14 protein-coding genes are annotated in these 13,628 nt (G+C 43.8%); 4 read left to right on the forward strand and 10 right to left on the reverse strand.

From position 1 onward, the window contains the following. Nucleotides 1-3: 3 nt before the first annotated feature. Together MKY73_RS14015 and MKY73_RS14020 are read right to left on the reverse strand one after the other, a co-directional pair. Nucleotides 4-1,842, reverse strand: a complete 1,839-nt coding sequence (locus MKY73_RS14015) for a histidine kinase (protein WP_339308188.1) — start codon at nt 1,840-1,842, stop codon at nt 4-6. A 75-nt stretch (nt 1,843-1,917) separates the two neighbouring features. Continuing rightward, nucleotides 1,918-3,576 carry an extracellular solute-binding protein gene (locus tag MKY73_RS14020; RefSeq protein ID WP_339308190.1) on the reverse strand — a complete coding sequence of 553 codons (1,659 nt, stop codon included), beginning with the start codon at nt 3,574-3,576 and terminating at the stop codon, nt 1,918-1,920. A 194-nt stretch (nt 3,577-3,770) separates the two neighbouring features. Between MKY73_RS14020 and MKY73_RS14025 the strand changes: the two genes are divergently transcribed. Then, a complete protein-coding gene (locus MKY73_RS14025; RefSeq protein WP_074095306.1) occupies nt 3,771-4,028 on the forward strand; it encodes a GlsB/YeaQ/YmgE family stress response membrane protein in 258 nt (85 codons plus the stop codon). 170 nt (nt 4,029-4,198) lie between these two features. On the opposite strand, the gene MKY73_RS14030 is transcribed toward MKY73_RS14025, so the two are convergent. The 8 genes from MKY73_RS14030 to MKY73_RS14065 all read right to left on the reverse strand — a co-directional run bounded on the left by MKY73_RS14030 (nt 4,199) and on the right by MKY73_RS14065 (nt 10,294). After that, nucleotides 4,199-5,173: a phosphotransferase gene (locus tag MKY73_RS14030; protein WP_339308192.1), complete on the reverse strand. Its 975-nt coding sequence runs from the start codon at nt 5,171-5,173 to the stop codon at nt 4,199-4,201. A 190-nt stretch (nt 5,174-5,363) separates the two neighbouring features. Then, the gene (locus MKY73_RS14035) at nt 5,364-6,158 is read right to left on the reverse strand and encodes an SDR family oxidoreductase (protein ID WP_339308194.1); all 795 of its coding nucleotides are present in this window, start codon (nt 6,156-6,158) and stop codon (nt 5,364-5,366) included. Between the two features lie 522 nt (nt 6,159-6,680). Continuing rightward, nucleotides 6,681-7,049: a hypothetical protein gene (locus MKY73_RS14040; RefSeq protein ID WP_339233825.1), complete on the reverse strand. Its 369-nt coding sequence runs from the start codon at nt 7,047-7,049 to the stop codon at nt 6,681-6,683. After that, nucleotides 7,033-7,401: a YolD-like family protein gene (locus MKY73_RS14045; RefSeq protein WP_339255430.1), complete on the reverse strand. Its 369-nt coding sequence runs from the start codon at nt 7,399-7,401 to the stop codon at nt 7,033-7,035. Before MKY73_RS14045 ends, MKY73_RS14040 begins: the two co-directional genes overlap by 17 nt. Continuing rightward, the gene (locus MKY73_RS14050; RefSeq protein ID WP_339308596.1) at nt 7,398-8,615 is read right to left on the reverse strand and encodes a DNA polymerase IV; all 1,218 of its coding nucleotides are present in this window, start codon (nt 8,613-8,615) and stop codon (nt 7,398-7,400) included. Before MKY73_RS14050 ends, MKY73_RS14045 begins: the two co-directional genes overlap by 4 nt. Before the next feature lie 210 nt (nt 8,616-8,825). Continuing rightward, nucleotides 8,826-9,266 (reverse strand): acetyltransferase, encoded by a 441-nt coding sequence (locus tag MKY73_RS14055; RefSeq protein WP_339308196.1) that lies wholly within the window; start codon nt 9,264-9,266, stop codon nt 8,826-8,828. A gap of 36 nt (nt 9,267-9,302) precedes the next feature. Next, a complete protein-coding gene (locus MKY73_RS14060; RefSeq protein WP_339308198.1) occupies nt 9,303-9,671 on the reverse strand; it encodes a DUF4180 domain-containing protein in 369 nt (122 codons plus the stop codon). 41 nt (nt 9,672-9,712) lie between these two features. Then, on the reverse strand, nt 9,713-10,294 hold the full coding sequence (locus tag MKY73_RS14065; protein WP_339308200.1) for a TetR/AcrR family transcriptional regulator: 582 nt from the start codon (nt 10,292-10,294) through the stop codon (nt 9,713-9,715). A gap of 200 nt (nt 10,295-10,494) precedes the next feature. Here MKY73_RS14065 and lpdA point away from each other — a divergent pair, with 200 nt between their 5' ends. The 3 genes from lpdA (at nt 10,495) to MKY73_RS14080 (ending at nt 13,521) form a co-directional block, all read left to right on the forward strand. Then, complete coding sequence (lpdA, locus tag MKY73_RS14070; RefSeq protein ID WP_339308202.1) at nt 10,495-11,895, forward strand: dihydrolipoyl dehydrogenase; 1,401 nt, start codon at nt 10,495-10,497, stop codon at nt 11,893-11,895. Nucleotides 11,896-11,966: 71 nt separating this feature from the next. Further along, on the forward strand, nt 11,967-12,389 hold the full coding sequence (locus tag MKY73_RS14075; protein WP_339308204.1) for an HlyD family efflux transporter periplasmic adaptor subunit: 423 nt from the start codon (nt 11,967-11,969) through the stop codon (nt 12,387-12,389). Further along, nucleotides 12,373-13,521 carry an ABC transporter permease gene (locus MKY73_RS14080; protein ID WP_339308205.1) on the forward strand — a complete coding sequence of 383 codons (1,149 nt, stop codon included), beginning with the start codon at nt 12,373-12,375 and terminating at the stop codon, nt 13,519-13,521. Before MKY73_RS14075 ends, MKY73_RS14080 begins: the two co-directional genes overlap by 17 nt. Nucleotides 13,522-13,628: the final 107 nt, after the last annotated feature.

Consider the following 13,628-nt stretch of genomic DNA (forward strand, 5'->3'; position numbering starts at 1 on the left):
GCTCTACCACCCTCCAAGATTTTCATTTTCCCAAGGCAAGCGTATCGTTACACAGGTATATTCGCCTTGCACACTATCAATCCAAAGACCGCAATTCTTGCCATAATGAAGCTGCAACCGCTTATTCACGTTTTCCAAACCAAGTCCGCTCCTGCGGGTAACCATCGGCGTATCCGATTCGCTTCGCAGTACTGCCTGAAGACGGTGTAACATCGCAGGCTCTAACCCTTCTCCGTCATCTTTTATGTTAATGAATAGCAGACAGTCATTCTCCACAGAAAACGTAATTTCTATAGATACGCTACCGCCTGAAGGTGCTCCGTGATGAACCGCATTTTCAACAATGGGCTGCATACACATCTTGGGAATGGCGTAGCGAAGGATCTCCTGCGGAAGATCTGCCGTCATAATGATATTGCCGCCTTCCATGAAGTTGATAAATTCAATATAACTTTGGATGTTGGCAAGCTCGTCACGAAATGCAACAGTATCGCTGCGCCACTGCATGCTGTAACGTAGCTGGGAGCCGAGCGACACCAATGAATTGGCTATAGCAGGTTGCCGCTGTACCTCTGCCACCATTCGAATGGATTCCAGCGCATTATATAAAAAATGGGAATTGATCTGCGAATGCAGAGAGTGTAACTGTGCGTTTTTGGCAATTAACTGCTTATCCACGACCTGTGTCATCAGGCGTTTGACTTCATGTAACATTTTATTATAATTCACCGCCACCTCATCGATTTCATCTCCTCTTTCGTTCTCATCAAGGCCTGTATCTATCATGGCATCCAGCTCGCCTTTCCGAACCTGACGCATGGATACCAGTACACTGTCCAACCGCCGGAAAATACGCCGCGTCGTTTGGGATACGAGTAACATCATCAGCAGCAATACACATAAAGTAATCATTACCACAAATGCGTACCAACTGCGCGGCCCTTTCATCAATGTCTGATGAGAAGCAATATCGACCACATAAGTGTTCAATGGAGCGATGTATCGATACAATGCATAATAGCTTTCATTTCCTACCTTAACCTGAAGCGGGCTTTCCTGCGGCGATATATCCAACTGGCGATGAATATTCCCAAGGATCTCCTTCAGCCCCTGCCCGTACCTCTCAGAAAACTCATGCTGGGGATTGTAAACATACTGGGGAGGATCACTTGCGTTCATCAACACTGAAAAGAAGTCCCCCTTGCTCTCCTGGAGCAGATCGCTGAAAAACATGCTGTGCGGGACGCGCACTTCCATAATACTGGGGCGTTTTTGTTCCTGCCCTTGAAGGCGAACCAGACGATAGTAGGATAATGTGTGTTCACCATCCCTAAATGAAAATAAGCGGTAACCCGCACCACCTTCATCCCGAAGCTTTACCCAATAATCCTGAGGTGAAAATTTCTTGTAATGATAAATTTCAGGCCAGATTTCGTACAAGTTTGGGTTATCGACGTAAAAGCTAAGCTCACTGATCATCGCATTGCTTTGAATGATATTGAGCATTTGCTCATACTGGTTTTGTTTAAACTTTACCAGTCGCAGTCCATCCACAATCATATTGGAATGAATAAAATCCACAAATGACTTTTGAGTGAGGGCTGTATTGGAAACGGTCTCAATCATGTCCATTCTTCTGCGCAATTGTTCATTCAGCCATGAAACGTGACTGTTGCCCGTTGCCATAGCGTCCTTATATAGCTGGTTTTCTTGCATGCGGATATACACAAAGGATATCAAAATAACAGGTATGGCAATCATCAGACTAAATGCCAGAAACAGCTTTTGGGATATACGGGCATTGCGATAAAGCTTCCTCAATCTCGTCAGTAAGTATTTCATTCGGATGTATTCACCACCTTGGTTATACCACATATTGCTAGTTAGCTGAGATTTTAGATTTTTATTAGGGAATGGTTATCTGCCGATCTTGGCTTTCCGCAGTTCCAGTTCAGCCTGGCGATATTCCATCACCTGGTTAAAGCCATAGTTCACACGACGGATCAGAAAATTCTCGAAAATTCTGTCAAAAGCAGCTTCATCCTTCGCTGTAATCAGTTCTGGCAGCACCTCTTCCCAATTCTGCGAAATACGTGACCAGGCTAACGCTATATCGGAATCACCCACAGGATCGAGTCCCTTATAGATGCCGCTGTCCAGATCGGCGTGTTGGTTAGCGAACGCCTCCATTTGCTTAATGGACGGAGTATGTTCTGGTCTCCACGGGTTGACGAAAGCAGGGTTTCGAAGCATCCAGTAGGTATCCATAATGCCATATTCCTTTTCCAGCCGCTCCCGATCTGTGTCATACAACTGGACCATTGCCGCCGTCAGCTGCGGTTTGCCGTTCTCCATCGTCCAAGTTTCACCTTCTTTGCCCAAAAATAAATCTCTTTGGCCTTCTTCGCTGGCCAGATAGGTCAAAAAACGGATGGCTCGTTCAGGGTTTTTCGTGGATTTGCTAATCATCGTAACCATCCAGCCATCCATGCTGCCAGGGAACAGTTTGGCGGATTCTCCCCTGCTGTTCCGGGGTCCATCTACAGCAATATAGGTTGAATTTTGATTCGTAAGGACTTCCAATTTCGAATTGAGGTCCGATATGTCTGTCCATTCCCGAATCATCATAAAATATTGGGCATGGCTGGTTTTTTCCTGCACCTGTGCACTGGAGTCGACCAGAAAATCAACATTAATCAAACCCTGCTCGTATGCAGTACGAAATGTTTTCAGCCACTCGATATAATCGGGATCTGTCATTCGGTCGTATACCTTTCCGTTCTGTTCATGGGGGATCGCAAGCAAATTTTGCAAGTATTCGGTCATTCCATAGGATGCATTTCCCTGTGCCCAAAACGGACTGATTAGTTGGCCTTTATAAACCGAATATTGATTCTTCAGCAAGTGCAGTGCATCCAGAAAACCTTTCGGTGTGCTAAGGTCCGGTTTGCCCATTGACTCATACAGATCTTTACGTACGAGAAAGGTTTGGTTTGCTCCCGTCAAGCCGGTTGAACGCATCTGTTCGGGACTGTAAGCATCATTGGGAATGACATAGGTGTGGCCGTCTTCCTGTCGATACCATTGTAGAGCACCATCATCTGCTACCTTGAAAAAGTAAGGATCATACTGGTTGGCGAGCTCATCCAGGGCATAGATGAGATTACTCTCCCGGAGTTTGTTAACGGCACTCTCCCAGGAGCCGATGGTTATCAGATCCGGCAGACTACCGGTCGTCAACATCCGTGATAACATCTCGCTTGGTTCAACAGTGGGTACTTCAAATTCGATATGAACCCCTGTTTTTTCGGTGACATATTTGGAAGTTAGGCTCTCACCCCATGTGTGCCCATACCATTCGGCTCCAACGAACCACTTTAGATTGACGGGGGTGGTATCCAGCTTCCATGACGGTTCTTGCACATTCAGATTAAAATGCTGGCTCTGCTCTGTGAAGTCAGCCTTTGTCGTAACACCCTTATCTTCCGCTTGCTCTGGCTCAGAACAAGCAGCCAAGCTTGACATCAGACACATCATCAACAAGGCTATAATAAAAGGAATTCGAAATAAGAACACCTAACTGCCTCCTTTCTGTACTGGTCATCTTCAATCCCTATCTGCACCAGCATTCATACCTAGTGGTGGTACAATCGATTTTACTATCATTGGATTAAAATGGAAATAATTTCATGATCGATTCTCGGATCATCCGCAACATTCCCTCTAACGAAACATAACTTGTAATAATTCAATGGAAGGGAGACCAATGCGTGTATCTAATCTGGATACTTATTGTCGGTGGGTTAATTGGCTGGTTAAGTGGAAATCTGATTGGACGGGACGTGCCGGGAGGCGTACTCGGGAATATCATTGCTGGTTTTGTGGGATCTTGGTTAGGGTATGAACTGTTGGGACCGAGGGGGCCGGTGGTGGGTGGATTTCATATCATACCCGCGATCGTTGGCTCAATCATTGCTCTCTTGATTTTCTATGCTCTGGCCCGTGGTGGAGCGTTCCGAAGACGTTAACAGGCGGAGACGTAAACCTGTTGTATATTGGATAATCCTGATCAGAGATGCTGCGACATCAGCGACTTTCATCAAAAAGGCCCGAACCGATAATCTTAGAATGATTACCGATTCGGGCCAACATCAATGATAATCCTTCCATCGTTATAGCTGACTTGAGAAATATCTTCTCAGTTCAATAAAAAATCTTCTCCTTTAAGATATTTCTTAAAATAGTTCTGAATAACTGATGGAAAATTTTCCGCTAAGGATGGTTGTTCATTTGAATTTAGAGAGTGGAATGCAAAAGTTCTAATTATTGACCATATAAAAAATGCTTCTAATAACTCGAAATAATTCTCTTGTAGTTGATGTACTTTGCTATACGTTGAAATAAATACTTTCCTATTCTCAGATGAAAGGTGCATAAATGTTTCAGCCATATCAAATAAATAAAAGCCATAGCCACAATTGGAAAAATCTATGGGTCGAGGAGTATCCTCATAAAAAACATAGTTACTCTCATGAAGGTCAGAATGAATAATTCCCCAGTTACTTGGCAAATGTTTATGATTTTGTATCACATTTGCTATTTTATGGGCTGACTCTTCCACATAAACAAATACCTCACTTGAGATAAGCTCCAAATTTACTAACTGTTTTAATTGATCAAGTGATGAATATAAATGATCAGAATTGTATATTGGTCTATTAAAGCCTTCAGGTGGATTCCACTGCATAGAATGTTTATGGAGAGCCGCCATTAAGAGAGCCAAATTTTCAGTTTCATTACTTGTTGGCTCTCTTCTAAGCACACTTCCATGAATCCAATGATGAATCGTCACCATGATTGTATTTTCGCTAAGATCCGTTGATATTTCTGTTACCAGATTACCTTGAAAATTTCTGACAGGGGCAGGTACGACGAGATTTGTATCTTTAACCAAAGCTTCAAGCCAAATAAGCTCTGATGCAACATTCCCTTTTGGATGAATGGAAATCGTTGAGATATGGATTTTGATAAGATACTTTTGATTATCATCGTTGGTCTGAACTTGAAATGTAACATTATCATTCTTTCCGAGATACACAAGTTTTTCCCAAATGATTGGGTATTGAAGTAAAGCTTCTTTCGCTACCTTCGCATAATCTTCCTCAGAAAGCATAGTATCCACTCCAGTTAATGTGATTTTTACTCCACAATTCTACCAAGTAGACTTTATTTTCTGGTGATAAAAATTGATTATAACTAAACTTTACTGCTCAGTAATTGAATAAAGCCGCCGATTCTGTTGATCGGCGGCCTTATTTGGTTTTATGGAACTGTTGTTTCCCTTGAGTTAATGAACCGTCTGCCTAATTAAACCCACCTCGAGAATGGATGATTTGTCCGGTGATCCATTGGGAGTCATCGCTTGCCAGAAAAGCAATCAGGCGGGATACATCTTCAGGAAGACCGATCCTGCCCATCGGAAATCCCGGTAGCAAGGCTTTTTTCACTTCTTCTGACATCCAACCCGTATCAGTAGGACCGGGATCAACCGCATTCACAGTAATGTGAAACGGAGCCAGCTCAGCAGACAGACATTCGGTAAAGGTGGAGACAGCGCCTTTTGTTGCGGCATAAGCGAGATTGCCAGGCATCGGCCCCTTACCCTGACCGGATGTAAGGTTGATGATCCGGCCACCGCAAAGGACCTGCCGGCCAGCCAGTTCATCCTCCAGCATACGCGCAAATTCGGCCGATAGCATGAACGTGCCTCGAATGTTCATAGCGCAGTGTGCATCGATCAGTGATGCATTCAATTGACGGAAATCAGCTGATACGCTGTACGTAGCGTTGTTGACGAGAATGGTCGGCAGCCCGACAGCCGACCGGCAAGCATCAAGCACTCGCGCCGGAGAAGCAGGATCGGTAAGATCGACCTCCATATGCGCTGCCTTAATGCCATACGAGCGAAGTTCTTCAGCGAAGAGATCCGGCCAGTTCTTGTCGGCATCTCCCGGATTCTCTGTCTTATCGTAATCGTACAGATGGGTATAGAACACATTAGCGCCTTCTTGCGCCAACGTGCGGCAGACGGCGGTTCCGATCCCACCAGGGCGGCTTGTGCCTGTCACGATAGCCGTTTTTCCATATAGTTTGCTCATTTTATTTCCTCCGTTTAATAAGGGAGGGAGAAATCCATTTTTCGTTGGAGATGGAATTCCTGGGTAAAACAAAAAAACGGATACATCAAGTATCCGCGCCCGGGTTTGATCAAACGGTTCCTCGCGTCCCTTGAATGATTGCAGATCGGCATCACAAACGAGGCGTGTGGTTATAACCAAAACACCAAGTCGAGCGATCCAGTTTAGATAATCATTACAAGGAAGTCCACATTGTCCAGCGAGTCCCCTTTCCTACATCTCCACTTCAAATATTACGAGTCAGACTCAATTACTGTCAAGATAAATACAGGTTAGGTGCCAAAAAACGCAATTCTTATTGAACTAACCTGATTTCTCTCATTTTATATGGTTAATATGCCAATCACAAAATTTGAGACAAAAAATACCGACCCTTCAATTTCAAAGGTCGGTTTACCCAAATCGGGAGAAGAAAACAATGGTTATAGCTGTATTATATCCACCCTATGCCGTTATATACCGTATTCTGCTCTAACTCTATGTTTATCTTGGCATATCAGTAATATCAACGCTCATATGTTCAGTAAGCATTAAGGTCACATCCACTTTCACTTTGCTCCACAATAGAGTCATTTTGTGAAGGTAACCTCTTACCGAATAATTTACTGTTAAACTCAGTTCGGATCTCTCCTCTTCAATGATTTTTATATGATGTTCCTTTAAACTTTGTTTTGACTTGTACATCTCTAAAGCAATTTTCTTTTGGGTACCGTCCAGGTAATCAATATACACCGATTTCATCTTAAAGTTTGAAGCGTATATTTTATGCTTATCTACCTCCAGAGCACCTAAAAGATACGGAAGCTCTACCAGCCTCTTGACGAGTGCAAGTTCCTCAGAAGTTTGTCTCACCGTACACACCTCCTCCTTCTTCAAACTTTACAGTGACCAGTTGATCAAAATCGACCCATTCAAATCCATTATCCATTTCAATTTTTATTTTTTTTCCAAAGGCACTGACTGAAGTGACGATCCCGTGTATATACCGATTGCCTGACTCATGAAATACTTCAAAGGTGGCTTGCAACGTATAGTTGAGGGACATATCTATATGTTGAGCAATAATCTCCCACTCATCTTCATGAATCAGAGGTTTCGCTTGAACATGAATTTGAGTACGATGCTGTATAATTCGTTCTTTATGTTGTGGAAGCATCATGCGGCTCGATTCCCATAATCCATTGGCCTCCAGTTTTTTGCTCATTTGTAATGCCCCCCAATTTTAGATGCTCGATCGATCGCTTGGCCCGCAGCCGTAATGGAGCTCGCTCGAAGAATGGCAATGTCGCCATATCGATCCTTGATGTTGTCCATCACCTGATCAATGGCTCGTTTCTGCTCTTGATCATTGAAGAAAGATAGTTGATATGTATCCGCGTTGGATAATTGAGACAGGGAAACGCCTACACGACGCACAGGTTGCCCATCCCAATGTTGATGGAATATGCGTTTGGCTATTTTGCACACATCAACGGTTATGTTTGTAGGATCAGACAGTTTAACCTGCCTGTGAAAACCCGTTGGGTGATCAAAATCTGCTCCCGATACACTCACAGATATGACACTACCCATCAGCCCCTTTTTACGGGCTCTTCTGCACACTTCTGTACAGATATCGAGAATAACCACTTCAATCTCCCATGCTTCTGTGAAATCTCTGGGCAGGGTCATTCCGTTTCCGATATCCTTTTGTGTATTGTGTGTGTTGACCGTTACCGGCGAATTGTCGAGTCCATTGGCAACCCTCCAGATGACTTCTCCATTAACACCCCATTTGCTTCTTAATTTGGAGAGAGGCGTATTCGCCAGGTCTTTAATGGTTCGGATGCCCATCTTCCACAGATGTTTTTCCATTCTTGAGCCAATCCCCCACATATCGCGGATGGGTTTATCTCCAATGTGAAGATGTAACTCCTCTTTCTTTAAGTGAAAAATGCCGCCCTCCGCTTTTTTGGCAATCATATCGCAGCATAATTTACTGATAATTTTGTTCTCGCCAATGCCCGCTCTGGCGTAAACCCCTGTTTCGTTATAGATTTTGTCTTGAATTTGTTTGGCCAGATCGATTGGATCATTACCAAATAAATGCATAGACCCTGTAACATCAGCAAATAATTCGTCTATACTGTATGGCTCAACCAGATCGGTGAATTCCTCAATAATGGACATAATTTGGGTGGAAACTTCAATATATTCTTGCATGTGAGGTCTGACAATGATCAGTTCAGGGCACTTCTGAAGAGACTGCCAGAGTGGTTCTGCGGTAGATACCCCCTTAGCTTTGGCTAATGGACAAGCGGCAAGAATAATGCCAGAACGTCTTGCTGGATCGCCTGCAACGGCGAGAGGTCTATTTTTGTATTGGGGCATTTTTGCCTTTTCGACTGAAGCATAAAAACTCTGCATATCAATGAGCATGATGGTTCGCTGCTTAGTCCACACTGAAATCACTCCTGTACATTTAAGAACGTATGTTTGTATATATTATAAACCGAACATGTGTTCTTTATGCAAGAGGTAAATATTTATATTTGGCATAGGACCAAGTGAAGGATTCAGATCATACTAGGTTACACCCGCAAAAAAAAGTCGCTAAATTAGCGACTTCAATGGGAACATTCTTATCCTTTATGAAATTTCCAGATGCAACAGCGGGAACGGATTACCAGAACCATCGAATTCGGAGCGTCCGATCTGTACAAACCCCATTTTGCTATAGAATTGTGCAGCTCCAGGATTCTGTTCGTTGACATCCACCTTTAGGTGGCGTCCTTTGATCTTGATGGTATGTTCGATCAGCAGACGACCAACTCCCTGTCCATGCTGACTTGGATCGACGAATAACATCTCAATAAAGTTATCTTGCAACCCGATAAAACCGACAGGCTGATGTTCTTTATCTAGAGTTTCCCACACTTCGACTTGCCGTTCCTGTAATACTTTGCTTACCACATCCCGATAGAATTGAATGTGTTGTTCCTCCAAAAATGTATGTGTTGCTCGAACAGCTCTCTCCCAAATCTGAATCAGTCGTTCCTGATCTTGTTCCCGGTATGGCACGATATGCATCTAAATCTCTCCAGTCTCTTCTTTAGTTAACTTGGATCACTGTTTCTTGCTTAGCTTTTCAATAGCCAGTTCTTCCTCTGTTACGAAGAATATATCGTTCCCCATGTTGCTTTCATAGATAAAATCTCGAAGACTTTTGCTGGTATAACCGGAAAAATCACCGATGATCGCAATTTTGGTATGGTAATTGATGAATTTTTGCAACACTTCACCTGCCAGCCGTGTTTTCAGATCAAAAAACACTTCACTGACAGCAGATTTGTTAACTATAATACGGTGACAATCGGCCTCATATCGAACCGTAGCCATAAGATCGATAGCGGATTGAACATCGGTAATTAATTGTTCATCACTTGTAACGTAAGCAATAGATACTCCATTTTCGTTTATTTTTCTGATATTCATGTCTTCTTCTCCCTCATTCCTCTGTTTCATCAATGTCGTTGTTACCTGGAGCCAACCTTTACCATTTGTTTGGCCTGCACACGACCTGCCTGTAACAGATCATCACTGAACTTCGCATCACTAACTGCCCGTGCCAGTGCAACGGTACCCACCATACTGCTAACCAATGCATAACCATCAGTTGTATTGATCCCAGCTATAGTTGTAATAAACGCGATAAAACGTTGCAACTCCTGCGTGTAAGCTTGTCGAATATCCTCCGATAATTGGGATATCTCTCCCGATAAAGCGGGTAAGATACAACCGACTTCCGTCTGATCTCGATGCAGGGAACTTAAATAAAAATCAATGACGGCTTCAATCGGCGTCTGATCTTCGTTTTTGTTTTTGTCTGCAATGCTCTGCAGCATTGCAATGGTATCACTAATGGCGAAATGACAGGTCTCCATCACAAGCTGATCTTTATTTTCAAAATGGGAGTAAAATCCCCCATGTGTCAGTCCAGCACCTTTCATAATATGTGGAAGACTAATATTCCGCACGCCATGGGTTCGAAATGCTTTGGCCGCACTGGTAATAATATGGTTCCGAACTTTGAGCTTGTGCCCTTTTGGATAAGGCATCCCTACTTCTCCCCCTTATATAAGTCTGTATCTGTGAGTGTGTTTTAAAATATTATAGTTATCATATTATTTAATGTCAATTCATACTATCCGTATCTTCAGCAAAGGTTGAGTGACTGCAAATGGAGTATTGACTCCCTTAAAATATGATGACTATAATATATTACGATCATCATATTTTAAATTTGGAGGTACCAATCATGAATTCATTAGAAGTCGTAGATACGCTGGTCATTGGATCAGGGCCTGGCGGTTATGTGGCTGCTTTACGTTCGTCACAACTAGGCATGAAAACAGCCATTGTAGAGCGCCAACAGATCGGAGGTGTCTGTACGCATGTAGGCTGTATTCCTTCCAAAGCGCTCATTGCTGAAGCGGAGCGTCTTCATATGCGCAGACAATGGGGAGCTGTTGACGGAGCTTCTTCTTATCAGGAGGCTCAGGTGTTCAAGCAAGCTGTGGTGGATAAGCAGTCTGGAGGGGTTCGGTTTTTACTCAAAACGGCGGGTGTGACTGTTATCGAAGGAGAAGCAAGCTTGATTGATGCACATACCGCTGAAATATATCACGCTGAACAGAATGCACGTCGAATAGGCTTTAAGCATCTCATCCTGGCAACCGGTTCCCGTCCGATTGAAATAAACTCTCTTCCTTACGGTGGACGAATTCTCTCTTCCACTGAGGCGCTATCGCTGCCCGACATTCCAAAGAGTCTCGTTGTGGTTGGCGGCGGTTATATTGGCGTGGAACTGGGTCAGATGTTTGCGAGATTTGGAACTAACGTTACGATACTTGAGGGCGGTGAACAGATTTTGCCCGGATTCGAAGCAGAGCTTGTTGCACCTGTCGTTCGTCAACTGAAAAAGGACGGGATAACGATCTTAACCGAAGCTAAGGTTATAGGAGCAGATCAATATACGAGTCACATCGATCTCCACTATATGCGTCAGCATGAACACCATGTTGTTCAAGCTGACTATGCATTAATTACGGTAGGCAGAAAACCGAACACAGATGGAGCCTTGGGTCTTGAACATATAGGTCTGTCCCCTACTCCACAAGGCTTGATCGAGATTGACGAACAGTGCAGAACATCCATCCCGCATATTTATGCCATTGGAGATATTGTTCAAGGTCCTGCTTTGGCTCATAAAGCTTCCTATGAAGCAAAAATTGCAGCAGAAGCGATCGCAGGCAAACCCTCTGTCATCGACTACAAAGCTATTCCGCTCGTTGTGTTCTCTCACCCGGAGATTACGAGCGTTGGTCTTAGCGAAACGGCGTGTAAGCAAAAATCAATTCCTGTTGTCGTTGGTAAATCTGTATTCTCCATTAACGGCCGTGCACTGGCTCTGAAGGAAACCGAAGGATTTGTCAAAATCGTTGCTCACGCGGAGTCTGGCCTTGTATTGGGTGCACAGATTGTCGGGGCTGAAGCATCTACTCTTATATCTGAGCTTTCCCTTGCGATTGAGATGGGAGCAACAGTAGAAGATGTAGCCATGACCATTCATCCGCATCCAACCCTGGGCGAAATCATCATGGAGGCCGCAGATCAGGCCCATCAGAGAATGGAACAAAGGAAACCGGAGGTCGTTTGATTACGCTTGGAAAATGTGTGTGAACCAACTCTTATCATAATAGAGAGTAATAAGATTAGGGAGAGATCATCTTGAAGTCTAAATGGAGTTTGTATATCGTCATAACTTTGATCATTATTTTGGCCGGCGGTTTGTTGATCGCAAATGGGACAGACGCCGTGAGTCAGGCTGAAAGTAAAAAGCAGGGAATATTGAATACGGAACCTAACTCCGAAGGGTTTTATGTTGATCTGTATATTCCGGAATCGCAGATTAACCAGATTCAGGCAGATCAAAAGGTAAACGTTCGTTTTCCATATCTGGAGAATCTTCTTGTAAAGGAAGGGGTGGTTACGTCGATATCCCCCTCCCCTCAATTCGCCAATCTGCGCATGACGCGGGAAAAGGGGCAATCAGATCTAAGTATGTTTCTGATCCGGATTTCTATTCCAACAAGTACAGATTTGCTTCCGGGGATGACTGCGGAGGTGCAGCTTGATGAAATCACTGGCTGATGAATGGAAGCACATACGCGGGAGTAAGTGGATCATTATTATTTTTGCTGCCCCTCTCATTGCCGCTGTATTTTTTGGACTTATGTTCTCCCAGAATCAGTTGAGCGAAACACCGGTTGTCGTTGTGGATGAGGATCACTCTTCCTATTCAAGGCAACTCATTGAAGAAATCAATGTTTCTCAATATATGAAAGTCACGAATGTGTTTGCCAATCGCCTCTCTCCGGATACGCTCCTGGCGAACGAGAAGGCAGTGGCAGTCATTTTCTTGCCGGATGGATTAGAGCAACGTAAAGACAAAGGATTGCCCTCAAGTATCGGGATATGGATGGACAACACGATGCCTTCCAGCCTGAGTGGTATTCGGCCTGCAATTCAAGAAATAATAACAACCGAAAATATGACGCTTGCCGTATCACGTATTACTCAAACCGGCATTGACATCGAATCAGCAAAAGCTCTGGTGTCCCCGCTATCTCAAGTGCAGCGCATGTTATATAATCCAAATTCAAGTTATATCGGTACCATGGTGATTGGATTTGTAAATATCATCATACTGATGCTCACGACGGGTGCGGCTGGCGCGATCGCTCCCCGTCTTCGGCAAGAGGGTAAGCTTATATCTGAGGGGAATTCCCCCTTCCAGCTCTGGATTCGTGTCTTGCCCTATGTGATATTAAGCACCTGCTCTTCTCTGCTCAGTTATGGGATGTTAAAACAAGTGGGACATATGCGATTTGAAGCGGCACCGTATGTCTTTATCATTCCTTTATTGCTGTATTCGATGGCATTATGTCTGCTCGCGATGTTACTTGGTTATTCTGTTCAAAACGTGTCCAGGGTTGGTGTGAGAATGAGCTTGATCCTATATCCATCATTTCTAGTAACAGGTATTCAACTGACGCCACTTGCATTTCCAACATTTTTTCAGGTTACAGCATGGGCTCTGCCTATGAATTGGCTCAATCGTATGATTCGTGGAATGGCCTTTAGACACGGTGAGTTGACTTTTTATGGTGTAGAGCTAGGAGCCTGTATACTGATTATCGGTTTGGCTTCATTAGGTATAGGATTATTCCTGCGAAGAGAATCACAGGTGACAACGTCAACACTTGAAGCAAAAGCAGTTTAAGAATGGACAATCGCCGTAAGCCTGTGAGCGTGATAGGCTGCGGCGATTTATGTTAGAATCAATACCAGAGAAATGAAGCCACCAGCACCAGCAAGAGAACATTACAC

The organism is Paenibacillus sp. FSL R5-0519, assembly GCF_037974275.1.
Lineage (GTDB): Bacteria > Bacillota > Bacilli > Paenibacillales > Paenibacillaceae > Paenibacillus.